This window comes from Streptomyces sp. 1114.5 (assembly GCF_003635085.1).
Lineage (GTDB): Bacteria > Actinomycetota > Actinomycetes > Streptomycetales > Streptomycetaceae > Kitasatospora.
In genome coordinates this window covers 4,115,127-4,139,765 of the sequence record NZ_RBXE01000001.1, presented here as the reverse complement: position 1 = coordinate 4,139,765, position 24,639 = coordinate 4,115,127, and the positions used below count along the sequence as shown (strand labels likewise).

25 protein-coding genes are annotated in these 24,639 nt (G+C 73.0%); 13 read left to right on the top strand and 12 right to left on the bottom strand.

The genetic code is table 11. The annotated features are described in order from the left end of the window. The first annotated feature begins 35 nt into the window (after window positions 1-35). Complete coding sequence (locus tag BX285_RS18585; RefSeq protein ID WP_183107100.1) at window positions 36-1,412, top strand: condensation domain-containing protein; 1,377 nt, start codon at window positions 36-38, stop codon at window positions 1,410-1,412. A gap of 41 nt (window positions 1,413-1,453) precedes the next feature. Further along, window positions 1,454-2,560 (top strand): alkene reductase, encoded by a 1,107-nt coding sequence (locus BX285_RS18580; protein ID WP_097239007.1) that lies wholly within the window; start codon window positions 1,454-1,456, stop codon window positions 2,558-2,560. A gap of 207 nt (window positions 2,561-2,767) precedes the next feature. Here BX285_RS18580 and BX285_RS18575 read toward each other — a convergent pair whose 3' ends face one another. The 5 genes from BX285_RS18575 to BX285_RS18555 form a co-directional block, all read right to left on the bottom strand. Continuing rightward, on the bottom strand, window positions 2,768-4,354 hold the full coding sequence (locus BX285_RS18575) for a M1 family metallopeptidase (protein WP_121175767.1): 1,587 nt from the start codon (window positions 4,352-4,354) through the stop codon (window positions 2,768-2,770). A gap of 185 nt (window positions 4,355-4,539) precedes the next feature. Beyond that, window positions 4,540-5,412: a sulfurtransferase gene (locus BX285_RS18570; RefSeq protein ID WP_121175765.1), complete on the bottom strand. Its 873-nt coding sequence runs from the start codon at window positions 5,410-5,412 to the stop codon at window positions 4,540-4,542. Window positions 5,413-5,577: 165 nt separating this feature from the next. Continuing rightward, window positions 5,578-6,660 carry a class I SAM-dependent methyltransferase gene (locus BX285_RS18565; RefSeq protein WP_121175763.1) on the bottom strand — a complete coding sequence of 361 codons (1,083 nt, stop codon included), beginning with the start codon at window positions 6,658-6,660 and terminating at the stop codon, window positions 5,578-5,580. A 152-nt stretch (window positions 6,661-6,812) separates the two neighbouring features. Continuing rightward, window positions 6,813-7,139: a hypothetical protein gene (locus BX285_RS18560; protein WP_121175761.1), complete on the bottom strand. Its 327-nt coding sequence runs from the start codon at window positions 7,137-7,139 to the stop codon at window positions 6,813-6,815. 154 nt (window positions 7,140-7,293) lie between these two features. Next, on the bottom strand, window positions 7,294-7,920 hold the full coding sequence (locus BX285_RS18555) for a polysaccharide deacetylase family protein (RefSeq protein WP_183107099.1): 627 nt from the start codon (window positions 7,918-7,920) through the stop codon (window positions 7,294-7,296). Window positions 7,921-8,393: 473 nt separating this feature from the next. Between BX285_RS18555 and BX285_RS18550 the strand changes: the two genes are divergently transcribed. Next, window positions 8,394-9,251 carry an SAM-dependent methyltransferase gene (locus BX285_RS18550; RefSeq protein WP_097239001.1) on the top strand — a complete coding sequence of 286 codons (858 nt, stop codon included), beginning with the start codon at window positions 8,394-8,396 and terminating at the stop codon, window positions 9,249-9,251. A 42-nt stretch (window positions 9,252-9,293) separates the two neighbouring features. Here BX285_RS18550 and BX285_RS18545 read toward each other — a convergent pair whose 3' ends face one another. Then, window positions 9,294-10,163 carry an Fpg/Nei family DNA glycosylase gene (locus BX285_RS18545; RefSeq protein ID WP_097239000.1) on the bottom strand — a complete coding sequence of 290 codons (870 nt, stop codon included), beginning with the start codon at window positions 10,161-10,163 and terminating at the stop codon, window positions 9,294-9,296. 167 nt (window positions 10,164-10,330) lie between these two features. Between BX285_RS18545 and BX285_RS18540 the strand changes: the two genes are divergently transcribed. From BX285_RS18540 to BX285_RS18520, 5 genes are all read left to right on the top strand, one after another. Then, window positions 10,331-10,792, top strand: a complete 462-nt coding sequence (locus BX285_RS18540; protein WP_097238999.1) for an SRPBCC family protein — start codon at window positions 10,331-10,333, stop codon at window positions 10,790-10,792. An 80-nt stretch (window positions 10,793-10,872) separates the two neighbouring features. Continuing rightward, window positions 10,873-11,550 carry a hypothetical protein gene (locus tag BX285_RS18535; protein WP_147465190.1) on the top strand — a complete coding sequence of 226 codons (678 nt, stop codon included), beginning with the start codon at window positions 10,873-10,875 and terminating at the stop codon, window positions 11,548-11,550. A 93-nt stretch (window positions 11,551-11,643) separates the two neighbouring features. Continuing rightward, the gene (locus BX285_RS18530; protein ID WP_121175754.1) at window positions 11,644-12,438 is read left to right on the top strand and encodes a thioredoxin domain-containing protein; all 795 of its coding nucleotides are present in this window, start codon (window positions 11,644-11,646) and stop codon (window positions 12,436-12,438) included. After that, window positions 12,435-13,085: a vitamin K epoxide reductase family protein gene (locus tag BX285_RS18525; protein ID WP_121175753.1), complete on the top strand. Its 651-nt coding sequence runs from the start codon at window positions 12,435-12,437 to the stop codon at window positions 13,083-13,085. Before BX285_RS18530 ends, BX285_RS18525 begins: the two co-directional genes overlap by 4 nt. 67 nt (window positions 13,086-13,152) lie before the next feature. Then, the gene (locus BX285_RS18520; RefSeq protein WP_097238995.1) at window positions 13,153-13,737 is read left to right on the top strand and encodes a dihydrofolate reductase family protein; all 585 of its coding nucleotides are present in this window, start codon (window positions 13,153-13,155) and stop codon (window positions 13,735-13,737) included. A 37-nt stretch (window positions 13,738-13,774) separates the two neighbouring features. On the opposite strand, the gene BX285_RS18515 is transcribed toward BX285_RS18520, so the two are convergent. The 3 genes from BX285_RS18515 to BX285_RS18505 form a co-directional block, all read right to left on the bottom strand. After that, window positions 13,775-14,758 (bottom strand): adenosine deaminase, encoded by a 984-nt coding sequence (locus BX285_RS18515; RefSeq protein WP_121175751.1) that lies wholly within the window; start codon window positions 14,756-14,758, stop codon window positions 13,775-13,777. A 70-nt stretch (window positions 14,759-14,828) separates the two neighbouring features. Then, window positions 14,829-16,121: an MFS transporter gene (locus tag BX285_RS18510; protein WP_218893207.1), complete on the bottom strand. Its 1,293-nt coding sequence runs from the start codon at window positions 16,119-16,121 to the stop codon at window positions 14,829-14,831. After that, entirely contained in the window at window positions 16,118-16,729 is a 612-nt protein-coding gene (locus BX285_RS18505; RefSeq protein ID WP_121175749.1) for a helix-turn-helix transcriptional regulator, read from the bottom strand. Before BX285_RS18505 ends, BX285_RS18510 begins: the two co-directional genes overlap by 4 nt. 155 nt (window positions 16,730-16,884) lie before the next feature. Here BX285_RS18505 and BX285_RS18500 point away from each other — a divergent pair, with 155 nt between their 5' ends. Continuing rightward, window positions 16,885-17,166, top strand: a complete 282-nt coding sequence (locus BX285_RS18500) for a DUF6158 family protein (RefSeq protein ID WP_051829638.1) — start codon at window positions 16,885-16,887, stop codon at window positions 17,164-17,166. 164 nt (window positions 17,167-17,330) lie between these two features. Further along, window positions 17,331-18,719, top strand: coding sequence for an NADP-dependent succinic semialdehyde dehydrogenase (locus BX285_RS18495; protein WP_097238992.1), 1,389 nt, complete (start codon window positions 17,331-17,333; stop codon window positions 18,717-18,719). 48 nt (window positions 18,720-18,767) lie between these two features. On the opposite strand, the gene BX285_RS18490 is transcribed toward BX285_RS18495, so the two are convergent. Together BX285_RS18490 and BX285_RS18485 are read right to left on the bottom strand one after the other, a co-directional pair. Beyond that, entirely contained in the window at window positions 18,768-19,049 is a 282-nt protein-coding gene (locus BX285_RS18490) for a hypothetical protein (protein ID WP_097238991.1), read from the bottom strand. A 51-nt stretch (window positions 19,050-19,100) separates the two neighbouring features. Continuing rightward, window positions 19,101-20,096 (bottom strand): Ku protein, encoded by a 996-nt coding sequence (locus BX285_RS18485; RefSeq protein ID WP_121175747.1) that lies wholly within the window; start codon window positions 20,094-20,096, stop codon window positions 19,101-19,103. A gap of 159 nt (window positions 20,097-20,255) precedes the next feature. Here BX285_RS18485 and BX285_RS18480 point away from each other — a divergent pair, with 159 nt between their 5' ends. The 3 genes from BX285_RS18480 (at window position 20,256) to BX285_RS18470 (ending at window position 23,604) form a co-directional block, all read left to right on the top strand. Continuing rightward, a complete protein-coding gene (locus BX285_RS18480) occupies window positions 20,256-20,504 on the top strand; it encodes a hypothetical protein (protein ID WP_143685843.1) in 249 nt (82 codons plus the stop codon). Window positions 20,505-20,736: 232 nt separating this feature from the next. Next, a complete protein-coding gene (locus BX285_RS18475; RefSeq protein WP_121175745.1) occupies window positions 20,737-22,176 on the top strand; it encodes an amino acid permease in 1,440 nt (479 codons plus the stop codon). A gap of 234 nt (window positions 22,177-22,410) precedes the next feature. Then, on the top strand, window positions 22,411-23,604 hold the full coding sequence (locus BX285_RS18470) for a helix-turn-helix transcriptional regulator (RefSeq protein ID WP_183107098.1): 1,194 nt from the start codon (window positions 22,411-22,413) through the stop codon (window positions 23,602-23,604). Between the two features lie 227 nt (window positions 23,605-23,831). Here the strand turns inward: BX285_RS18470 and BX285_RS18465 are convergent, their stop codons facing one another. Further along, window positions 23,832-24,620, bottom strand: coding sequence for a trypsin-like serine protease (locus tag BX285_RS18465; RefSeq protein ID WP_121175741.1), 789 nt, complete (start codon window positions 24,618-24,620; stop codon window positions 23,832-23,834). Window positions 24,621-24,639 lie beyond the last annotated feature (19 nt).

Below are 24,639 nucleotides of genomic sequence, written 5' to 3'. Positions count from 1 at the left end.
GACGTCACGCCCACCGCACAACGGAGAGCCTCACCGTGACCACTCGCCACCCGCTGGAGATCGCCTTCTCGTCCGGACGCGCCGGTTCCGGCCCCGCCACCTGGGGCCAGCAGGCCATCTGGGACGCCGTCCGACGGCTGCCCCCGGCCGACGCGCCGCGCTACAACATCACCACCGCGGCGCCGCTGGACCCGGGGCTGCCGCTGCCCGTCCTGCTCGCCGCACTGGAGCGCCTGCTGCACCGGCACGACTCGCTGCACACCCGACTGCTCCCGCCCGACGACGACGGCGGCCCGCTGCGCCAAGTCGTGGACCCGGAAGGCACCTTGGGCATCGATGTCCGGACCGCCGGCGAGCGCGATGCCCCGGCGGAGCTCGGCGCCCGACTGCACGAGGAGCTGGCGGCGCAACCCTTCGACACCGCCGCGCAGTGGCCGATCCGGGTCGGCCTGGTGGTGGCGGACGACCTGGTCCGGCACATCAGCCTGGTGCTCTCCCACACGGCGGTCGACGGCTCCGGGATGAGCCGCCTGGTCGCGGACCTGACCGCGCTCTGCCTCGACAGCTCCCCGCAGGCGTCGGACGAGCTCCGCAGACCGTCCCAACAGCCGCTGGAGGAAGCCGGGTTCCAGACCTCCGAGCGCGGTGCACGCCGCGACGCGGCCGCCCGCCGGCAGGTCCTGCGCAAACTGCGCCAGGGCCCGCCCCGTCTGTTCCCGCCCGCCTCCGACCCATCCGCCCCGTTCCCCAACGCGGTGCTGCGCTCCCCCGCCCTGGCCCGCGCGGTCGAACGGGTGGCGGCCGCCCACCGGGTCAGCACCGGCTCCGTGCTGCTCGCCGCGACGGCCGCGATGACCGCCAGGCTCGCCGGGACGACCGAGGCCGTGCTGAACGTCGTGGTCAACAACCGCTTCCTGCCCGAGCTGGCCGACGCGGTGAGCGTGGTCGCCGGCGACGGCCTGTTCCATCTCCCGGACGCCACCGGCGAGTTCGGCGAGGTCGTGCGCCGCACCCACGCCGCCGCGATCGGCACCTACCGGCACGCCTACTTCGACCGGCTCGCCCTGGCCACCGAGATCGAGCGGCTGACCGCCGAGGGCGTCCCGCTCGCCGACCGGTCCTGCGTCTTCAACGACACCCGCGACCTGCTCCCGGCCGCCCCCGACCCGGGCAACGACCGGACGACCCTCAGCTGGCCGGTCGAGTTCGAGCCCCGCCCCGGCCTGACCTACGCCCTGGACGCCCTGCAGTCCCCCGAGGCGATCAGCCTGGCCATGACGGCGAACCCGGCCGTGCTCCCGCGCCCGGCGATGGAGCGTTTCCTGTACGGCATCGAGGAGTTGGTCCTCACCGAGGCCGACACCGGGGCGGGCAAGCCGGGCACCGAGGCGGGCGTCGCCCCACCCCGCTGACGCTTGAACCTGACACCGGTGTCAGGTTCTACCGTACCGGCATGACCACCACCACGGAATCCCTGCTCAGCCCGTACCGCCTCGGCTCGCTCGACCTCCCCAACCGCGTCGTCATGGCCCCGATGACGCGTTACCGGGCCGCCGAGGACGGTACGCCGCTGCCCGTCGTCGCCGAGTACTACGCCCAGCGGGCGAGCGCCGGCCTGATCGTCACCGAGGGCATCTGGCCCAGCAGCCGCGGCCAGTCCGGCTGGTTCCTGCCGGGCCTGGAGACGCCCGCGCACGTGGCCGGCTGGCGTGCGGTCACCGAGGCCGTGCACGCGGCCGGCGGGCGGATCGTCGCCCAGCTGATGCACGGCGGCCGCCAGGGCCACCCGCTCAACCGGCTGCTCGGCGACCTCCCGGCCGGCCCCTCCGCCGTGCCCGCACCCGGCCCGGTGCACGTCAAGGGCGGCGGCAAGGCCGAGGCCGTCACCCCGCGCGCGATGACACGCGAGGAGATCCGGCAGGCCGTCACCGACCACGTCGACGCCGCCCGCAACGCGCTCGCCGCCGGCTTCGACGCCGTGGAGCTGCACGGCGCCAACTCCTACCTCATCCACCAGTTCCTGGCCGACAACACCAACCTGCGCACCGACGAGTACGGCCCCCGCACCCTCGCCGACCGGCTGCGCTTCCCGATCGAGCTGGTCACCGCCGTCGCCGCCGCGATCGGCCCGGAGCGCCTGGGGCTGCGCCTGTCCCCCGGCAACCCGCAGTTCGGCATGCACGAGGCCGACCCGGCGCCGGTCTACCGGGCCCTGCTCGCCGAACTGGACGGCCTCGGCCTCGCCTACCTCCACCTCACCGACAACGACGACTACCCGGCCCTGGCCGACCTGCGTCCCCGCTGGTCCGGCCCGCTGATCGCCAACGTCGGCGAGAACCGCGCCGCCACCGACCGCGAGCGCGGCGAGGCGGTCCTGGCCTCCGGCGTGGCCGACCTGGTCTCCTACGGCCGCGCCTTCATCGCCAACCCCGACCTGCCGGAACGATTCGCCGCCCACGCCCCGCTCGCCCCCGTCGACCCGACCCACCTCTACGGCCAGGAGGCGACCGGCCTCACTGACTACCCGAGGTTCACCGACGCCGCGAAGTCGATCGACTGACGGCGGGCGCCCCCGTCCTGACCTGTCGTCAGTGCCGCCCGCCGAGGTCGGCCCCGAACGATGGTCCCGGTCCGCGACCTCATACCTCTCGCCGTCCGCCGCCTCACCGAACTGCCGGCGGCGGACGGCGCCGGAGCGGCCCGGCCGGCCGCTCCCGCGCGAGCGGCCGGCCGGGCCGCGCCCGTCACCCCGGCACACGTGCGGGCGTCAGTGCCCCGCGTCGTGCAGCGAGTTGGTCTCCTGGATCTTCTTCCAGGACTTGGGCTCCGCCGGCACCTGCGCAGCCTTGCCCGCAGCCGCACCCGCACCACCCGCATCCGCACCACCCGCATCCGCACCACCCGCATCCGCTCCCGCTCCCGGCGCGAGCGAGGCCGCCGCAGCGGTGCCGGCCGGCACCGGCCCGGTGGCCGGCTTCGCGGCGGTGAACAGCCAGGTGTCGAAGAGGTCGCCGAGCTTCTTGCCGGAGACCTTCTCGGCGTACGCCCGGAACTCCGGGATGGTGGCGTTGCCGTAACGGCGCTCGGTCGGCCAGCCCTTGAGGATCGCGAAGAACTTCTCGTCCCCGAGGGCGTTGCGCAGCGCCTGGATGGCGACCGCACCGCGGTCGTACACGGCGCCCGCGAACTGGTTGTCGGGGCCCGGGTCGCCCGGCTTGACGGTCCAGAACTTGTCGTCGGCCGGGTGCGAGGCGTAGACGTAGTCGGCCAGCTCCTGCGCGGTGCCCTCGTTCTCGTGCTCGGACCAGAGGAACTGCGCGTACCGGGCGAAGCCCTCGTTGAGCCAGATGTCGCTCCAGCGCGAGAGCGAGACGCTGTCGCCGTACCACTGGTGGGCCAGCTCGTGCACGACCACCGAGGTGTTGGAGCCCTTGGCGAACTGCCGGGGGCTGTAGAAGACCCGGGTCTGGGTCTCCAGCGCGAAGCCGGTCGGCACGTTGGGGACGTAGCCGCCGACCGAGCTGAACGGGTAGTCGCCGAAGTAGCCGCTCAGCCAGTCGACCAGTTCGCCGGTGCGCTCGACGCTCGCCTTGGCCGCGTCCGCGTTGTCGCCGAGGTCCTTGCTGTACGCGTTGTAGACCGGCAGCCCGCTCGGCGTGGTGTCGGTGGTGACGTCGAACTTGCCGACCGCGAGGGTGGCCAGGTACGTCGCCTGCGGCTTGTTCTCGCGCCAGCTGTAGCGGGTCCAGCCGGCCTGCGAGGAGGTGCCGGCCAGGATGCCGTTGCTGATGACCTGGTTGCCGTCCGGCACCAGCACCGAGATGTCGAAGGTGGCCTTGTCGCTCGGGTGGTCGTTGCTGGGGAACCACCACCACGCCGACTCGGGCTCGCCGGCGGCCACCGCGCCGTCCGGCGTGCGCAGCCAGGCGGTGAAGCCGTACTTCTTCACGGTGGACGGCACGCCCTTGTAGCGGACCACCACGGTGGCCTGGCTGCCCTTGGCGAGCGGCCGGGCGGGGGTGACCTCCAGCTCCTGCTCGCCGCTGGTCCGGAAGGTCGCGGGCCGTCCGTTGACCCGCACCTCGGAGACGTCCAGCCCGAAGTCGAGGTTGAACCGGGAGAGGTCCTGGGTCGCCGTGGCCAGGAGGGTGGTGGTGCCTTCGAGTTCATCGGTGGCGGGCTGATACTTCAGCCGGATGTCGTAGTGGGAGACGCGGTATCCGCCGTTGCCGTAGGTCGGGTAATAGGAGTCGCCGACCCCGGCCGCACCGGGTTGGAAGTCGGATGCCGAGGCGGGAACGGCCAGGAAAAGGCTCAGGGCACTGGCAGCAGAGACGATCAGCCTCTTGCGCACGTGGTCCTCCAGGGATCACCGGAACGATGGGTTGGATCGATCCTTGTCCCGGCGGTGCCCGCTCCACTCCCCAATCGTGAGATGTTCATGAAAAGAAACGCGCCGAAATGACGCCGTCGCGGCACGGCCGCAACGGCGTCACGATCCCCACCCGCACCCCCAACCCCTCAGGCCCCACCCGCCCCTCAGGCCCCGAGCACCACCGGCGCCCGCACCAGCGATCCGTACTCCGTCCACGAGCCGTCGTAGTTCTTCACGTGCGGGTACCCCAGCAGCTCGGTGAGGGTGAACCAGGTGTGCGCGGACCGCTCGCCGATCCGGCAGTAGGCGATCACCTCGCGCTCCGCCTCCACCCCCCGGCCCCCGTACAGCGCCCGCAGCTCCTCCGCCGAGCGGAACGACCCGTCGTCGTTGGCCGCCTGCGACCACGGGATGTTGACCGCCCCCGGGATGTGCCCCGGCACCTGCGCCTGCTCCTGCGGCAGGTGCGGCGGCGCGATCAGCTCGCCCCGGAACTCGGCCGGCGAGCGGACGTCCACCAGCACCGCGTCCGCGCCGGGTTTGGCGAACACCTCGGCCTTGGCCAGCACCTCGTCCCGCATCGCCCGCAGCTCCGGCCGCTCGGGCCCGGTCAGCCGGTAGCCGGTGTGCTGGTAGTCCATCACCTCCTGGACGAGGTCCCGGCCCTCCAGCTCCCACTTCTTGCGCCCGCCGTCCAGCAGCCGCACCGGCCCGAAGCCGCGCAGCCGCAGCAGCCAGTAGGCGTACGCGGCGAACCAGTTGTTATTGCCTCCGTACAGCACCACGGTGGTGTCGTCCTCCACCCCGGCCGCCCGCAGCAGGTGCTGGACGCCCTCGCGGTCGGCATAGTCCCGGCCGACCCGGCTGTGCAGGTCGGTGTTCCAGTTCCAGCCGACCGCGCCGGGGATGTGGTCCCGGTCGTACGCGGTGGTGTCCTCGTCAACCTCGACGATCCGGATCGTCCCGTCGTCGAGGTGGTGGGACAGCCACTCGGTGCCGACCAGCGCCTCGGGGTGTGCGTAGCCGTTGCCGGTCATCCCAGGCCCTCCTTCGCTCCGCCCAGGGCTGCGCCGACCGGGCCTCCGGGCGCGCACACACCGGCGCACCGCGAACGGGCCGGACACACTTCGAACGTACGTCGGAGCGCACCTCCCGGCCACCCCGGCCGGACGCCGACCGCTCCGGCCGGGCCGCGCAGCCCGTCAGCCCTTCGCCGCCCCGTCCGGCCGCGCCACGTAGTACAGGTTCAGGATGTCCCCCTCGACCCGCTTCACCCCGACCGATCCGAACCCGGCCTCGGCCAGCATCCGCCGCGCGGTCTGCTCGCCCCACACCGTCCCCAGGCCCTCCCCGCCCTCGCCGAGCGAGACCGTCATGCAGTAGAAGGTCGAGAAGGCGTAGAGGGCCGGCGCCAGCGGGTGTTCGACGTTCTCCTCCAGCTTGCTGCTGGCGGCGACGTCGCCCATCAGGAAGACCCCGTCGGGCCGCAGCGCGCCCGCGATGGCGGCCAGGGTGCGGGTCGGCCGGGCGAGGTCGTGGATCACGTCGAACGCGGTTACCAGGTCGTACGACCCCTCGATCGCGGCCGAGTCCGCCACCTCGAACCGGGCGTTGTCCAGCCCGAGTTCGGCCGCCGAGGCACGGGCGGCGGCGATCCCGTTCTCAGCGATGTCGATCCCGGTGACCCGGCTGGCCGGGAAGGCCTTGGCCAGCACCGTGACGGCGTGCCCCTCCCCGGTGCCGACGTCCAGGACGTCGATCCCGGCCCGCAGCCGCTCGGTCAACCCGGGCACCAGCGGCACGATCGCGTCCACCAGCGCCAGGTCGTACACCCGCGCGCTCTCCTCGGCCTGCAGCTGCTGGAAGCGCGGGTACGCCGAGTACGGCATCCCGCCGCCGGTACGGAAGTGGCCGAGCAGTTCCTGTTCGACCTCGCCCATCATCGCGAGGAAGGGCATCATGGCCGCCAGGTTGTCCGGCCCGGCCGCCCGGGTCAGTGATGCCGCGTGCTCGGGCGGCAGCACGTAGGTGTGCCGCTCGGGGTCGTACTCCACGAAGCCGGCCACGACCATGCCGCCCAGCCACTCGCGCACGTAGCGCTCGTTCAGTCCGGCGCCGCGCGCGATCTCCTCGCTGGTCGCCGGGGCCAGCCCGGCCATCAGGTCGAACAGCCCGGTCTGGTGGCCGAGGCTGGTCATCAGCCCCAGGCAGGCGTCGTTCAGGACCTCCACCACCCGCCCGGCGAAATCCTCCTGCTTCACCGCGTCCAATTCCCGTACGGACATCGTTCCTCCTCCGTCGGCGGGGCCGTCGAAAGGCTCCGAAACGCCCTCCTTCACGCTACGCCGCCGCCGAGACCCGCCCCAACGGACGGGCGGCCCGGTGACCGGTCACAACCGGTCACCGGGCCGCCCCCGGGTCGGTGGGGTGCTCGCCCTCAGGAGAAGACGACGGAACGCAGCTTCAGGCGGTCGCCGAGGATCTTGCCGGGGTTCATCACGTAGAAGGTGTCACCACTGCAGTCGAAGTCGAGGAAGACCGTCGCGGTGGAGGCGGTGAGGTTCTTCGGCGCGAAGGCCGGGTCCGTCTCGGTGGCGCCGAAGAGGTTGATGCACTTGCCGCTCTCGGGGTCGGCGATCCCGGCCGGGACCCCGGGGCCGACCTTGTAGAGGAAGTCGCCGATGGCGGCGTTGGCCGAGGTGGGGACGGCGAGGACGAGGGCGGCGGCGCTGACGGCGGCGAGAACGGCGTTGCGGAGTCGCATGGATGAGGGCCTTTCAGGTGGTACGCATCGGTACCCGGTTCATTGGTGCGAATCCACCCTAGAGGCCCAAAATCCGCAGAAACGCTTCTTCCAATCCACCCGTTCGAGTGGTTTAAGCGGGAAAGCCGCGACCTCACCGCCCGCAGGAGTTCCCTCAGTTGGGCGGAGCCGTGAAGAAGTACCCCGAGTCGATGAGCACCGGCAGGTACGCCTTCAGCGCCGCCACCGTCTGCGAGCGGTCCCCGCCGCCGTCGTGGTTGAGCACGATCGAGCCGGCCCGGACGTCCTTGAGGATGCAGTCGATGATCGCCGAGGCGCCCGGCCGGGACCAGTCCCTCGGGTCCACCGACCAGCCCATGTTCCGCATCCCGAGGTCCGCGGCCACCTTGAGCGAGACCGGGGACCAGTCCCCGCCCGGCGCCCGGAACCAGGTGGGCAGCCGGCCGGTGGTCCGGTGCAGCAGGTCGGAGGTGCGCTCCAGCTCCTCCCGCGCCTTGGCCTCGGAGAGGTTCCGCAGGTCGGGGTGGGTCCAGGTGTGGTTGGCGATGTGGTGGCCGCGGTCCGCGATCTCCCGCACCAGGGCCGGGTGCTCGACGGCGTTCTCGCCGATCAGGAAGAAGGTCGCCCGGATCCCGTACTGCTGGAGCAACGCCAGCACGGTCGGCGTGTACCGGGGGTCCGGCCCGTCGTCGATGGTGAGCGCCACCACCCGTCGCGCCGAGTCCAGTTCGTACACCGGCTTGCTCTCCGCCTCGGTGAGCACCTTGTGGACGGGCACCACGCCCTGGGCGGCACCCGGGGCAGCGGCACCCGGGGCAGCGGCTCCCGAGGCAGCGGCACCCGAGGCAGCGGCGGAGGCAGGCGCGGACGCCGCCCCCGCAGCGGCCGCCGAGGGCGCCCCCGACTGCGCGGCCGGTACCGCGCCCGGCGCCCCCTCGGGCCCGGCCGGCACCGCCGGAAGGACGGTTTCGTCAACTCCCGCCGCGGCCCCGCCCTCCCCGCCGCTCCAGGGGCTCCGGCAACCGGCGGCCGCCCCCAGCAGGGACATCCCGGCTGCGACCAGCAACAATCTTCGCGAAGTAATCTGACGATCTGACAGCATTCTTGATGCTTGCCCCGGCACTCACCGCCGCTCCCCGCCGGTGCTCCCGACGGCCCCGATCACCACTCCGACGGCCCAAGCGGGCCCGGGCCGTCAGGACCGCTACGCTGTGCCTTTCCCAGTGTGATGATCTGCCATCAGAGGACGTGGCCATGACGACAAGTCAGGACTTCCCCCAGCAGGCCCCGCAGGACGACACCGCCGAGCCGAGCCAGTGGGAACGTTTCGGCGTCGACACCACCACCCCGCACTCCGCGCGCGTGTACGACTACTGGCTGGGCGGCAAGACCAACTTCCCGCCGGACCGCGCCATGGGGCAGGCCATCGAACAGGCCGTGCCGAGCGTCAAGGAGATGGCCAAGGCCAACCGCGCCTTCCAAGGCCGGGCCGTCCGCCACCTGGCCCGGGAGCACGGCATCCGCCAGTTCCTCGACCTCGGCACCGGCATCCCCACCTCGCCCAACACCCACGAGATCGCCGAGGCCGTCAGCCCCGGCACGCGGGTCGTCTACGTCGACAACGACCCGATCGTGCTGGCCCACGCACGGGCACTGATGGTCTCCAGCCCGGCCAGCCGCACCACCTACATCCACGCCGACCTGCGCAATCCCGAGGAGCTGTTCGCCGACCCGGCGCTCACGTCCACCCTCGACCTGACCCAGCCGGTCGGCCTGCTGATGATCGCCGTGCTGATGCTGATCGCCGACGAGGACGACCCGTGGGGCCGGGTCGCCGCGCTGCGCGACGCCCTGCCCGCGGGCAGCTGCCTCGCGCTGACCACCCCCACCCCGGACTTCGACCCGGAGGCCGTCGGCAAGGTCGCCGAGGCCGCCCGGGCCGGCGGGATGACCCTGGTGCCGCGCGGCTACGACGACGTGCTCCGCTTCTTCGACGGCTGGGAGCTGGTCGAGCCGGGCGTCGCCCCGGTCCTGGCCTGGCGCCCGGACGGCGAGCCCCCGGCGGACCCGAAGGCCGCCTACTACTGGGGCGGCGTCGCCATCAAGCGCTGACCGGACCACCACCGGCCGAGGCGGGGCCGTCCGGGCCCCGCCTCACTTCAGCAGCCGCGACAGCCGCCGGTCCGCCAGCGGCTTGCCCCCGGTCTGGCAGGTCGGGCAGTACTGCAGCGAGGAGTCCGCGAAGGACACCTCCCGCACGGTGTCCCCGCACACCGGGCAGGGCTGCCCGGTCCGGCCGTGCACCCGCAGCCCGAGCTTCTTCTCCGCCTTCAGCTCCCCCGCCGCCAGCCCGCGCGATCGCTCCACCGCGTCGCGCAGCGTGCTGCCCAGCGCCTCGTACAGCCGCGCCGTCTCCTCCTCGGTGAGACTGGCCGCGATCTTGTACGGCGACATCCGGGCCGCGTGCAGCACCTCGTCCGAGTAGGCGTTGCCCACCCCCGCCAGCACGCTCTGGTCCCGCAGCACGCCCTTGATCCGGCGCCGGTCGCCGTGCAGCAGGGCGGCGAAGGCCTCCTGGGTGAAGTCCGGGTCCAGCGGGTCGGGGCCGAGCCTGGCCACGCCCGGCACCTCGGCCGGGTCCTTCACCACGTAGACCGCGAGGCCCTTCTTCGTCCCGGCCTCGGTGAGGTCGAAGCCGTCCCCGGCCTCGCCCTCCAGGCGCAGCCGCAGCGCCAGCGGGTTCTTCGGGCCGGGGTGCGGGGGCTCGGCGGGCAGGGTGTCCTTCCAGCGCAGCCAGCCGGCCCGGGCCAGGTGGACCACCAGGTGCAGCCCGCCGGCCTCGATGTCCAGGAACTTGCCGCGCCGGGTCACCGGGCCGACCGTGCGCCCCTCCAGGGCCGTCACGGGTGGGTCGTAGGTCTTCAGCGCACTGATCGCCACCGGCTGCACCCGGGCGATCACGCGCCCGGTCAGCCGCTCGGACAGGAAGGCGCTCAACGCCTCGACCTCGGGCAGCTCCGGCATGCGCCCAGTCTCCCGCACCCCGCCGCGCGCCGCCCGCCCGCGCGCTCTCCACTGATCCCGGGCCGCCGCCCATTGGTCCCGGGCGCCCCACGTGCGCCTCAGGCGCTCCCTTTGGCCCCGCCTGCCACGGAAGCGCAGGCTGGAACGGAGGGAGGTGCCCCGCCGCCATGAGCACCCTTGAGGAACAGATCGACATCGCCGCCCCGGTCCTGGCCGCCTGGGAGCAGCTGCACCGGGTGCACGAGTACCCGCGGTTCGTCGACGGCGTGCGCAGCGCCCACCCGCACGGGCGCAACCTCGCGCACCTCGGGGTGGCGGTCGGCGACGCCGAGCGCTCGGTCGACACCGAGATCACCGACCGCGGCCGGGGCCGGGTGATGGCCTGGCGGACGCTGGACTCCCTGCGGCTCAGCGGCGCCTTCGCCCTGCTGCCGCTCGACCCCCGGCACACCCGGCTGCAGATCCGGGTGGAGTACGACCCGGAGGCCGTGCACCGGGCGTTCGGCGGTCCGCGCGGCTTCGCCCAGGCCGGGGCGATCGAGCGGACGGTCCGCGCGGACCTGCGGCACTTCCGGGAGCTGGTGGAGGCCCGGGTGGGCGCCGCCGACGGCCCTCCGCAGGAGCCGTAAGGATCACATAAGCCCAGTTCAGAGCGGGTGGTGAGGCGCTTCACAGCGTTCCGCCGAGCCGACCGTTCCACGTTCGACCTGTGGCAGACTCGAATGCCATGGACATCGGCCCGGTCACCAGGACGCTCCGCGCGGCGGTCTTCGCCGCGCTGGTCGTGCTGCTCGCCGGGCTCGGCCAGGTACTGGTCACCGGCCGGGCGCTGCCGCTCGGCCCGATGGTGGCGGCCTCGGCCGCCGTGTTCACCGTCGCCTTCGCGCTGGCCGGTCGTGAGCGCGGCTACCCGGCGGTCGCCGCGGTGTTCCTGCCGCTGGAGCTGGGGGTCAGCGCACTCTTCGACCTCGCCCAGCGCAGCTGCCCGTCCCTGCCGCCCGGTGCCGGGCACGGCCTCCAGCCGCTGCTCTGCGGCGGCGGTTCGCTGGGCGGTTTCCTGCTCGGCCACGGAGTCTCCCAGCAGACCGGCGTGCTGCTGCTCCTGCTGCTGCACTCGGTGATCGCCCTGGCCGGGGCGTACTGGCTGCGCCGCGCGGACGCCGCGCTGGCCGGCCTCGCCCGGACCGTCCGGATGCTGGGCGAGTTCCTGCACCGGCACCTCCCGGCCGCCGCCCGCTGGCTGCTGCTGCTCGCCGCGCCCGTCCCGGCCCGTCCGGTGGCCCGGGTGCCGTTCCCCCGGGCCAGCCGCGCGCTGGTCCCCGCCGAGGACGTCCTCGTCCGTCCGGCCGTCCGGCGCGGTCCGCCGGTGTTCGCCCTGGCCGCCTGAGCAGTCCCTCCGCTCGGCCGCCCTCTCTCCCCGGCGCAGACGCCGTTCCGTCGCGCCCGCCCCCGTACGTCAGAGAGCACAGGACGACACCCCATGAGCAACACCCGTAAGACCGACAAGAAGACGTCCGCCACCGAGCGCATGCGCTCCGCCCGGGTCCGGGCCGAGCGTTCCGACCGGATCCGCCGCCGGGTCGTGGTCGGCGCAGCCTCGGCCGCCGTGCTCGCGCTCGCGGCGGGCGTGGCCTTCGCCGTCGGCGGCTCCTCCGGCTCCGGTTCGGACGCCGCCGCGAACGGCCCGCTGGTCGTCCCCGCCAACGCGACCGGCTCGAACGGCACCGTGATCACCTACGGCAAGGCGGACGCGCCGCACACCCTGGAGGTCTACGAGGACTTCCGCTGCCCGTTCTGCGAGCAGCTGGAGACCACCACCGGCCCGACCGTCCAGCAGCTCGCGGACGCCGGCACGTACAAGATCGAGTACCACCTGGCGACGTTCCTCGACAAGAACCTCGGCGGCAAGGGCTCGCGCACCGCGCTGGCCGCCGCCGGCGCCGCATTGAACGAGGGCGTGGACAAGTTCAAGCAGTTCCACGACGTGCTCTACGCCAACCAGCCCGACGAGCGCAGCGACGCCTTCGGCGACGTCAACCGCCTCCTGGACCTGGCCGGCCAGGTGCCCGGGCTGAAGACCGACTCCTTCGTCAAGGCCGTCCAGGACGGCACCTACGCGCCGTGGGCCGCCAAGGTCAACGAGGAGTTCGACAGGAGCGACGTGACCGGCACCCCGACCGTCAAGCTGGACGGCAAGAAGCTGGACGTCCTGACCAACGGCAAGGCCGTCTCGCCCGAGCAGTTCACCGCGCTGGTCAAGCAGGTGACCGGGTGACGCCCGCTGCTCCCGAGGCCGCCACCCCCGAAGCCACCGACCCCGCCGAGCGGACGCCGTACGGCGCGAGCCGCCCGTTCGCCTGGCTGCTGCTGGTCGGCGGTGCGGTCGGCCTGTTCGCATCGGCGGTCCTCACCCTGGACAAGATCCGGCTGCTGAAGGACCCGTCGTACGTCCCCAGCTGCAACATCAATCCGATCATCAGCTGCGGTTCGATCATGCGCAGCGCGCAGGCCGAGGCCTTCGGCTTCCCCAACTCGCTGATCGGGCTGGTCGCCTTCGGGGTGGTCGTCGCGGTCGGCGCCGGGCTGCTCGCGGGTGCGAGGTACCGGCGCTGGTTCTGGCTCGGCTTGCAGGCCGGGACGGTCTTCGGGATCGGCTTCGTGAGCTGGCTGATGTACCAGGCGCTCTACCGGATCGGCGCGCTCTGCCCGTACTGCATGGTGGTGTGGGCCGCGGTGATCCCGCTGTTCTGGTACACCACGCTGCACAACCTGCGCTCGGGCGTGATCCCGGTGGGCCCGCGCCTGCGGGTGGTCGTCCGGGAGGCGGCCCGCTACCACTGGGTCGTCCCGGCGCTGGGGTACGCGGTCGTCGCGCTGCTGGTCCTCAACCGGTTCTGGTACTACTGGAGCACCCTGATCTGATCCCCCGTCCGCCGCCCTCCCGCGCCACGCGGGGAGGGCGGCGGACCATTCCTCCCGGTGGGGTGCCATGCGCCGCAGGATCGTCCTCTTCGTCTCGCTCTCGGTCGACGGCTACTTCGAGGGCCCGGACCACGACCTCAGCTGGAACCTGGTCGACGACGAGGTCCACACCCACTTCAACCGGGAGCTCGCCCGGATGGGTGGTTTCGTCTCCGGCCGGGTGACGCACGAGCTGATGGCCTCCGTCTGGCCCACCGCCGACCAGGATCCGGCCGCCGACGGCCCGATGCGCGAGTTCGCCGGCATCTGGCGCGCCATGCCGAAGACGGTCTTCTCCCGCACCCTCGACCACGCCGACTGGAACACCACGATCGTCCGCGAGGTCACCCCCGAGTCGATCGCCGCCCTCACCGCCGGCCCCGGCGGCGACCTCTCCCTCAGCGGCGCGAACCTCGTCGAGTCCTTCCTCGCCCAGGACCTGGTCGACGAGTTCCGCCTCTACGTCCACCCCGTCGTCCTCGGCCGCGGCACCCTGTTCTTCCGCCCCACCGGCCGCCCCACCCCGCTCACCCTGCAGGACACCCACCGCTTCACCAACGGCGTCACCCTGAACCACTACGTGCGCAGCGGCCCGTCCCCCCTCGACGGGTGACGGGCCGCTGCGGCAGGCGCTTCCGGACCGGGGCCGGCTAGAAGACGAACTCCTCGACCTCGGCGAGGAGTTCGGCCCGGCGGCGGTCGCTGATGAACGAGGCGCGGAAGGAGTTGGCGGCCAGTCGGCGCAGGGTGTCCTGGTCGAGGCCGAGGGCGGCGTGGACGGCGCGGGAGTTGTCCTCGACGTAGCCGCCGAAGTACGCCGGGTCGTCGGAGTTGACGGTGACCAGCAGGCCGGCCTCCAGCATCTCCCGCAGCGGGTGGTCGGCCAGCGTGTCGATGCAGCGCAGGCGGACGTTGGAGAGCGGGCAGAGGGTCAGCGGGATCTGCTCGCGGACCAGCCGGGCGACCAGCTCGCCGTCCTCCAGGCAGCGCAGCCCGTGGTCGATGCGCTCCACGCCGAGGACGTCCAGCGCCTCGGTGATGTACGAGGCCGGGCCCTCCTCCCCCGCGTGGGCGACGCGCCGCAGCCCGGCCTCGGCGGCCCGGCGGTACACCTCGCGGAACTTCGCCGGCGGGTTGCCGACCTCGGCCGAGTCCAGGCCGATGCCCGCGATCCGGTCGAAGTACGGCCGGGCGGCCTCGAAGGTCTCCAGCGCGGAGTCGGCGGACTCGTCCCGCAGGAAGCACATGATCAGCTGGGTGCTGATCCCGTACTGCTCCTCGCTGCGCTCCAGTGCCCGGGTCAGGCCGTCCACCACCACGCCCAGCGGCACCCCGCGGGCGGTGTGCGCCTGCGGGTCGAAGAAGATCTCCGCGTGCCGCACGCCCTGCTCGGCGGCCCGCGCCAGGTAGGCGTCGGCGAGGTCGGCGAAGTCCTCCTCGGTGCGCAGCACGGCCATCAGCGCGTAGTACAGGTCCAGGAAGGACTGCAGGTCGCTGAAGGAGTACGCGGTGCGCAGCTCCTCGGTGTCGGCGAACGGCAGCCGGACCCCGTTGCGGGCGGCGAGCTCGAAGGCGAGCTCGGGCTCCAGGGTGCCTTCGATGTGCAGGTGGAGTTCGGCCTTGGGAAGCGGCATCAGCGATCTGTCCGAGCGGTAGCGGGGGGAACCCGAAGGTACGGATGAATTCATCCTACGATCCGGGCGATCATCGCACCGCCTCCGCGGCTCCGGTCGGCAGTTCCCGGACCGTGCGCAGCGGCGACAGCAGCGGCAGCGCCGCGCACAGCGCCAGCAGTCCGGTCATCACCCACATGGTGGCGCGCAAGCCGATCACCGCGCCCAGCGCGCCGCCGGCCAGGGCGCCGAGCGGGATGGTGGCGTGGTTGGCGCACATCGACGTGGCGGCGACCCGGCTGAGCAGCGCCGGCGGGAGGTAGGACTGCCGGAAGCTGTCGAGCACGACGTTGCAGAACACCACCGCCGCGACCACGACCAGCGCCCCCACCAGGTACAGCAGCATCCCGGGGCCCGGTCCGGCCAGGGCCATCAGCATGCCGAAGGGCGACAGCGCGACCAGCACGGTCCGGAGCGCGCGGGCCGTGCCGAGCCGTCGGCACAGCGGCCGGGCGGCCAGCGCGCCGAGCACTCCGCCGACCGCGCCGGCCGAGGCGAGCCCGCCGACCCAGCCCGGGGCGACTCCGGCCTCCCGGATCAGGAACAGCGCGGTGATCGACTGGTAGCCGGTGAGCGCGAAGTTGGCGGCCGCACCGTAGAGCGTGAAGGAGCGCAGGTAGGGGTCGCGCAGCAGGAAGACGAGACCCTCGCGGGCCTGGCGCAACGTCCCCTCGGCCGCGGTTCCGGCCGGGGCGGGGCGGGGCCTGGCCCTGATCCTCAGCAGGGTGACGGTCGCGACCAGGAAGCTCGCGGCGTCGGCGAGCAGCCCGGTCGTCGCGCCGAGCAGCTGGACGGTCAGGCCCGCCAGTCCGCGCCCGGCCACCGCGGCCGCCGAGGCGCTGCCCTGCAGCTTGGCGTTGCCCTCGATCAGGTCCTCGGGCGCCACCAGCTCGGGCAGGTAGGCCTCGAAGGCGGCGTCGAAGAACACCGAGGAGACCCCGGTCGACACGGCGACCACCAGCAGCTGCGCCAGGGTGAGCGCCCCGAACCAGCCGGCCACCGGCACGCTCGCGAACAGGACGGCGGAGGCGAGGTTGCAGGCGATCATCACGGTCCGTCGGGGCACCCGGCCGACCCAGACTCCGGCCGGCAGGCCGAACACCAGCCACGGCAGCCAGACCGCGGCGGTCAGCGCGCCCGTCGCGAGCGGTCCGGCGTCCAGTGCCAGCACTGCGACCAGCGGCAAGGCCACGGAGGTGATGTTGCTGCCCAGTTTGCTGACGGTCTCGCCCGCCCAGAGCAGCCGGAAGTCGCGCCGGGCGAACAGACCCCAGCGCGAGCGGGCCCTCCCGGACGCCCGCTCCGGGGCCAGGACCGCGCTCACGGCTTGGCCGGGACGCTGTGGGCGAAGGCGAGGACGGTCTCGCGCTCGCACCCGTCCTCGGGCACCGGCCGGTTCGCCCACTTCTGGATCACCTCGTGCAGGTCCGCCGCCAGGCTCCGGGCCTCCTCCGGGGTGAGCCGCAGCCAGGCCTGGGTGGCCACCGAGCAGCCGTCCCGCCAGTCGGGCCGGTACCCGGCGCGCCGCACGGCCCATTCGCGGACCAGCTCGACCTGGCGCTCCAGCAGGATCGATCCGGCTGCGTCGGCGACCGCCTCGGTGACCGGGTCGCCGTCGAAGTCGGCCCTGGTCCAGCTGAGTTCACGGTCCGCGCGGCGCCACCACCGCTCGCGCCTGGTCCGGGCGAGCTCGGGCGCCTCCTCGATCAGTCCGCTCTCGGCCAGCACCTTCAGGTGATGGCTGACGTTGCCCACCGCCTGCTCGGTGCGCTCGGCCAGCTTCCCGACCGTGGCGGGGCCGTCCACCTTGAGGAGGTCGAGCAGCCGGCGGCGCAGCGGGTGGGTGAGGGCGGCGAGCACCCGGGAGTCCTGGATCTCCCGGGCGCCGCGCGGCTCGTCCGTCGGATCGGTCGGATCGGCTGTGTCGGTCATGCCCGGAGACTACCAACAAGAGCTCTTGTACGATATTCCTTTTACAACTCTCCTTGTTGATACATCCGCACCACCCGCCCCGGGATCGAACGGGTGCACCGGCGGCGGTCGGCGGGCACCCTGTAGGAGGGGACTTCCGCCGAGGAGGCACCGAGATGCGGCACGCCGACGACCCGCACATCCGGCCCGCGGGCATCTCCCCGCACGCCCTGGGCAACGACACGCTCCTGCACGAGCTGGAGCAGTTGCACCGCACGCGCCACGAGACCTTCCTGTACGGCTCGGAGGACGCGCTGAAACGGCACACGCTGCGCACCGGGGAGCTGGAGGCCGAGTACCTGCACCGCTTCCCCAACCGGCAGGTCACCGCGGCCAGGACCAGGGCCGGTGCCCGGGCCAGGGAGGCGGCGGCCCGGGTGGAGTCACTGCCGGAGTGACCGGCCCCGTCCGCCGATGTGACCGGCGCCGCCCGCCGGAGTGACCGGCCCCGTCCGCGCACCCGGCGGGACACGCCGGGCGCGCCGTGGCGTGCCCGGAGCCGGGCCGTCGGGGAGGGTGTGAGGGCAGACGCACCGGACCCAGACCCCCTCGGGAGCCCCGCATGCCCATCGCCAGCGTCAACCCCGCGACCGGCGAGACCCTGCAGACCTTCGAACCGCTCGACGCGGCCGGGATCGAACAGCGGTTGGCCCGCGCCGAGGCCGCCTTCCACAGCTATCGCAGCACGCCGTTCCCGGTCCGCGCCGGACTGATGCTCGCCGCGGCCGACCTGCTGGACCAGGACCTGGAGGCGGTCGCCCGCACCATGACGGAGGAGATGGGCAAGCCGCTCGCCGCCTCCCGGGCCGAGGCCGCCAAGTGCGCGAAGGCGATGCGCTGGTACGCCGAGAACGCCGAGGCGCTGCTGGCCGACGAGCAGCCGGCCCCGGCCGACGTCGCCGACTCCGGGGCCGCCCGGGCTTACGTCCGCTACCGCCCGATCGGGCCGGTGCTGGCCGTGATGCCGTGGAACTTCCCGTTCTGGCAGGTGATCCGGTTCGCCGCACCGGCCCTGATGGCGGGCAACGTCGGCCTGCTCAAGCACGCGTCCAACGTGCCGCGCACGGCGGTGGCGATCGAGGAGCTGTTCCGGCGGGCCGGCTTCCCGGAGGGCTGCTTCCAGACCCTGCTGATCGGCTCGGGCGCGGTCGAGGGCGTGATCCGGGACCGCCGGGTCGCCGCCGTCACCCTCACCGGCAGCGAGCCGGCCGGGCGGGCGGTCGCGGCCACCGCGGCGGACGAGGTCAAGAAGGCCGTGCTGGAGCTGGGCGGCAGCGACCCGTTCGTCGTCCTGCCGAGCGCCGACCTGGACGCGGCGGTGCGCACGGCCGTCCGGGCCCGGGTGCAGAACAACGGCCAGTCCTGCATCGCCGCCAAGCGCTTCATCGTGCACACCGACGTCTACGACCGCTTCACCGCCGGCTTCACCGCGGCGATGCAGGCGCTGCGCGTCGGCGACCCGATGGACGAGGCCACCGACGTGGGCCCGCTGGCGAGCCGCCAGGGCCGGGACGACCTGGAGGAGCTGGTCGAGGACGCCCGGACGCACGGCGCCCGGGTGGAGTGCGGCGGCGGGCGCCCGGAGGGCTGGGACAGCGGCTGGTTCTACGAGCCGACGGTGCTGACCGGCATCACCCCGGCGATGCGGATCCACCAGGAGGAGACCTTCGGCCCGGTCGCCACCGTCTACCGGGTCGCCGACCTGGACGAGGCCGTCGCGGTCGCCAACGACACCCCGTTCGGCCTCAGCGCCAACGTCTGGACGACCGACGGGGCCGAGCAGGAGCGCTTCGTGCGCGACATCCAGGCCGGCGGGGTGTTCTTCAACGGGATGACCGCCTCCCACCCGGCGCTGCCGTTCGGCGGCGTCAAGCGCTCCGGCTTCGGGCGGGAGCTGTCCGGGCACGGGATCCGGGAGTTCTGCAACGTCACCACGGTGTGGATTGGCTGAGTCGTCCCGGACCCCGCCCTCCGGCCGCTTCGGGAACGCCCGGCCGGGTCAGGCCGCCATCCGGTGCCTGCCCTGGCCGGGCGTCATCCAGCGGGCGAGCACGCCGCCCATGGCGACGACCGTCAGCCCCCAGAAGATCGCCAGCACGACCAGCACCCACAGCTGGCTCACCTGGACGGCGACCATGCCCAGACCGACCGAGAGCGCGACCATGATCGTCACCACGGTCGGGCTGAGGGTGAGCAGCCAGACCCAGGCCCGGTGCCCGAAGCTCTGGTTGCGCTGGGCTTCGGGGCGGGATTCGACTTCCTTGTAGGTCAGCAGGTCCATCGGGATCGCCTCCAATGCTGGACGGGAGGGAAGGCCTGGCCCAGGGACGGGTCAGGAGGCCTTGCGGGGAGCCGCGGACTTCCGGCTCGTGGTCTTCTTCGCCGCGGAGGCCGTCTTGGTCGCCGACCCCTTCGCCGGCGTCTTCGCCTCCGACGTCTTCTTCGCGGCGGTCTTCTTCGCGGGGGCGCGCTTGCGCGGCGCGGGCTCCTCCTCCGGTTCCGCCTCGGGTTCCGCCTCCGCCGCCCCGGCCGGACCGCGCCCGCCCTTGGGCCCGCCCTTGGCCTGCTTGAGGCTGCTGCGCAGCGCCTCCATCAGGTCGATGACGTTGTCCGGGGCCTCGCCCGCCTCCTCCTCGTGCGGGATCTCCACGCCCTCCAGCCGCGCGGTGATCACCTGTTGCAGCGCCTGCTGGTAGTCGTCGTGCAGCTGGGACAGGTCGAAGTCCTCGGAGAGGGTGTCCATCAGCGACCGCGCCATCTTGAGCTCCTGCGGCCGGACGGTGACACCCTCCTCGGGTGCGATCCCGGCCGCCGGGCGGACCTCGTCGGGCCAGATGCAGGTCTGCAGCACCAGCGTGTTGTCGTGCACCCGCAGCACCGCGGGGGACTCCCGGGTGCGCAGCGCGATCTTGGTGACGGCGATCTGCCCGGAGTCGGTGAGCGCGTCGCGCAGCAGGGCGTACGGCTTGGCGGCGGCCTTGTCGGCGACGCCCACGTAGTAGGCCTTGGAGAACATCAGCGGATCGATCTCGCCCTCGTCCACGAAGGCCAGCACGTCGATGACCTTCTTGCTCGGCAGCGGCAGGTCGGCCAGGTCCTCGTCGCTGAGCGTGACGGTCCGCCCGTCGGGGGACTCGTAACCTTTGGCGATCTCCGCGTACGGGACCTCCTTCTCCTCCCGCTCGCAGTACCGCTTCATCCGCACCCGGCCGCCGTCCTTGGCGTGCACCTGGTGCAGCGGGACGTCGTGCTCCTGCGTCGCGGAGTAGAGGTGGACGGGGATGCTGACCAGCCCGAAGCTGATCGTCCCCTTCCAGGTGGTCTGCATGGGGTCGCTCCTGACCGGCGCCGGGAACCGACCGCGCCGAGAACGCTCGGGGAATGCCCTCGGGGGGTGCTCCGACGAGTGCCCCGAGAGTCCCACTCTGCTCTGGTTTGCCCCGATCGGCCACACCGCGCCGACAATGGGCCGAGGAGGTCGATGCGGATGTCCGCCACACCCCGGCCCGGCCACGCTCCGCCACCGGACCGTACGACGTACCGGGTGACCTACACCGCGTTCGGCGACGGCCGGGTGCGCGAGGACGAGGTCACGCTGGTGCCCGGCTACTCGCGGGAGGACGACATCCCGCGGATCCTCGCCGCCCGGCTCGCCGGCCGACTCGCCGCCCGCCCGAGTGGACTCCGCCCGGCGCGGCGCCCGGAGGTCGTCGTCCTCGATGTGAGCGAGATCTGACCTCCTACATCTTCCCGTGACCTGACGATGTGTCAGATCTGAGCTTTTCCGACCCCCATTACACCGGCCCTGACCTGGGCTTTTATGTCCGGTGAGCGAACAGTTATCAAAGGATTGTTCCGATACTCGGGCGTAGAAGTTAGGTTGCACCGCAATGCGCGGGTCTGTCCCCCCACCCTGTGGCGCGACGAGCCGAGGGTCGCCGCGCTGGAAAGGCACAGGGCACCCCTAGATGAGTGCGAACACCACGAAGCCGGCGGCAACCGCCCAGGTCCCCCACCAGGCGGGGCCGCACGGGCACGGTGGCGACGGCCACCTGAAGGCCGGGCTCAAGAACCGCCACCTGTCGATGATCGCCATCGGCGGCGTGATCGGCGCCGGCCTCTTCGTCGGCTCCGGCGCGGGCATCGCGTCCACCGGCCCCGGCATCCTGCTGTCCTACGCACTGGCCGGCGCGCTGGTCGTGCTGGTGATGCGGATGCTCGGCGAGATGGCCGCGGCCGACCCGCAGAGCGGCTCGTTCTCGGCGTACGCGGACCGCGCGCTGGGCCGCTGGGCCGGGTTCACCATCGGCTGGCTGTACTGGTTCTTCTGGGTCGTGGTGCTCGCGGTCGAGGCGACGGCCGGCGCGAAGATCCTCAACCAGTGGGTGCCCGGCGTACCGCAGTGGGGCTGGGCACTGATCGTGATGGCGGTGCTGACCTCCACCAACCTGTTCTCGGTGGCCTCCTACGGCGAGTTCGAGTTCTGGTTCGCCGGGATCAAGGTGGTCGCGATCGCCGCGTTCCTGGTGATCGGCACGCTGGCCGCCTTCGGCCTGCTGCCCGGCACCCACGCGGTCGGCGCCAGCAACCTGACCGGCCACGGCGGCTTCCTGCCGCACGGCGTGGGCGCGGTGTTCACCGGCATGCTGACCGTGGTCTTCGCCTTCATGGGCAGCGAGATCGTCACCCTGGCGGCCGGCGAGTCGGAGGACCCGCAGAAGGCGGTCACCAAGGCGACCAACAGCGTGATCTGGCGCATCGGAATCTTCTACCTGGGCTCGATCCTGCTCGTGGTCACCCTGCTGCCGTGGGACTCGGCCGAGGTCAAGGCCAGCCCGTACGTGGCGGTGCTGGACCACATCGGCATCCCGGGCGCCGGCCAGGTGATGGACGTCATCGTGCTGACGGCCGTCCTGTCCTGCCTCAACTCCGGGATGTACACGGCCTCCCGGATGGCCTTCTCGCTCGGCCAGCGCGGCGACGCCCCGAAGGCCTTCGCCAAGGTGACCGAGCGCGGCGTGCCGCGGGTGGCCATCCTCTCCTCGGTGGTCTTCGGCTTCGTCGCGGTCTTCTTCAACTACACCTCGCCGGACACCGTCTTCGCCTTCCTGCTCAACTCCTCCGGCGCGGTCGCACTGTTCGTCTGGCTGGTGATCTGCGCCACCCAGCTGCGGATGCGCAAGATCATCGAGCGGGAGATGCCCGAGCGGCACACCGTCAAGATGTGGCTGTACCCGTACCTGACCTGGACCGCGATGGGCATGATCGGGTTCGTCATGGCGTACATGTTCACGGACGCCGACGGGCGCAAGCAGATGTACCTGTCGCTGGTCGCCGCGGCGATCGTGCTCGCGGCCTCGGCCGTGGTGGGCCGCCGGCGGCGGGCCGCGGTGGCGGCGGGCTCCTGACCCGTCCGATCCGCTCGGAGACGCCGGGCCCGGGAGCCGTTGCGGAGGCTCCCGGGCCCGGTGCCGTTCTCCGGGGCCGTGCCAACGCCCGCGCCCACCGCCCGGCCGAGCGGCGCACCGGCAACAGGGCACCGGCAGGAGGTCGGCGCACCCTCGTTTGACCAAGGCACGTCAAGGGGGATACCTGGGCATGGCGCTCCCCCACGAGCGTCCCCCAGCCCTTCGGGAGATCCCGTGCCGCCCCTGCCCGCCCCCACACCGCACCAGCCCGCAGCCACCCCGCCCCGGCCCCGCACCGAACCCGAGTCCGCGCGACTGCGCTTCGGGCGCCGGCTGCGCCACTGGCGCGAGGCCCGCGGCCTCAGCCAGACCGAGTTCGGCCGCCTGCTCGGCTACCACAACTCGCTGATCAGCCGGGTGGAGAACGCCCGCCGCTGGCCACCGCCCGGCTTACCCGCCCGAGCGGACGAACTCCTCCTGGCCGGAGGGGAGCTGGCCGCACTGTGGCAGACCGTCCGGCAGGAGCGCGAACGCCTCGACGAACTCGCCGCCGCCACCCGGCCGCCGCTCGCCGCCGACGCCGCCCCACCGGACGCGGCCACCGTCGAGGTGCTCGCCCACCTGCTCACCGGCTACCGCGCCGCCGCCTGCCGGATCGGCGGCGAGGAGCTGACCGCCGTCCTGGAGCACCACGCCCGCACGCTGGCCGGCTGGCAGCACACCGCGCCGCGCACCAGCCTCGCCGCCGTCCGCTCGCTCGCCGCCCAGTACGCCGAACTCGCCGGCTGGGCCCACTTCGAGGGCGACCGCTGCGCCCGCGCCCTCAGCTGGTACGCCACCGGACTGGAGTGGGCGCACGCGACCGGCGACCGGGCCACCACGGCCGCACTGCTCGCCCGGCAGAGCACCCTGCACTGGTGGAGCGGCGACCCGGCCACCGCACTCGCCCTCGCCGAGGCCGCCCGGGCGGCCGCCCCTCCGCGGCCCGAACTCCGGGCCTGGGCCGCCGTCGCCAAGGCCCACGCCCACGCGCTGGTCGGCGAAGCACCGCAGGTGCGCCAGGCGCTCGCGGACGCCCACCGGCTGACCGAGGCCGCCCGGCACTCCGACGGACCCACGCCCTGGTCGGCGCGCGCCGACCTGGTCCTGGCCGTCGCCCACGGTACCTGCCACCGGGACCTCGCCGTCCACACCGGCCGCCCCGCCCACGCCCGCACCGCCGCGGCCCGGCTGGAGGCCGCCCTGGCCCTGCTCGACCCGGCCGCCCACCCGCGCGACCACACCCTGGTCACCGCCCGTCTCGCCGGCGCCCACGCCCACGCCGGGCACCCCGACGCCGCGGCCGCCCTGCTCGCCCGCCTGCCCCCGGGCACCACCGGCCGGATCGCCCGCGAACAGCGCCGCGCCCGGGAGTGGCTGCGCAGCTGAAGGCCCGGGCGGGGCGGGGCCCTGCTCGGGCGCTGGGCGAGGCTGCCCAGGCGCAGGGTGGTTCTCTCACGGTGCGCGCATCCTGACGGCGCGCTCCCGGCCAACCGCCGGGGCCGTGGCGCACGCCACTCGGAGTGGGCCGCTCGACGCCCCGCCCACCACACGCGGCAGGGCCGACCACCACCTGCGGGTGTGGTGACCGGCCCTGCCGTATCAGGGTCAGGCGCTCAGAGGCCGGCGGCCGCGGCGGCGATGTCCGCCGCGTAGGTGCTCACCTGGGTGTACACGCCCGGGTAGCCGGCACGGGCGCAGCCGTTGCCCCAGCTGACGATGCCGACCTGGACCCACCGGCCGGCCGTGTCCTGGCGGACCATCGGGCCGCCGGAGTCGCCCTGACAGGTGTCCACGCCGCCCTGAGCGACGTAGCCCGCACAGAGCGAGCCGGCGGTGTTCAGGCCCGGGTACGCGCCGGCGCAAGTGGCGTCGTCGACGAACGGGACGGCGGCCTTGAGCAGGTACCGCTGCTGGGCACCGCCCTCGCGCGCCGCGCCCCAGCCCATGATGGTGAAGGTGCCCTTGTCGTAGGCCGTGGTGGTGGCGATCGGCAGGGTGCTGACCTGGCTGCTGGTCACCGGCGAGGCCAGCTTGATCAGCGCCCAGTCGTCTCCGTTCTCGGCACCGGTGAAGGCGGGCGACTGGTAGACGTACGAGGACTGCACCTTGATCGCGCTGCCGCTGCGCAGGTCGACCACGCCGAAGGTGGCGGTGATGCTGCTGTCGGCGCCGGTGCCGTCGACGCAGTGGGCGGCGGTGAGCACGATCTGCGGGGTGTAGAGCGCGCCGCCGCACCCCATCGAGAGCCGCACCATGAACGGGAACTCACCCTGCGCCGCCCGCGTGCCGCCGACGACGGTCGGCGAGGGCGCGGGCGAGGCGGCGGCGGGCAGCACCAGCGCGCCGGCGCCGAGCACCAGGCCGGCCAACAGGCTGAAGAATCTGCCGAGTTGACGCTTCATCACGATCCTCCTTGCAGGT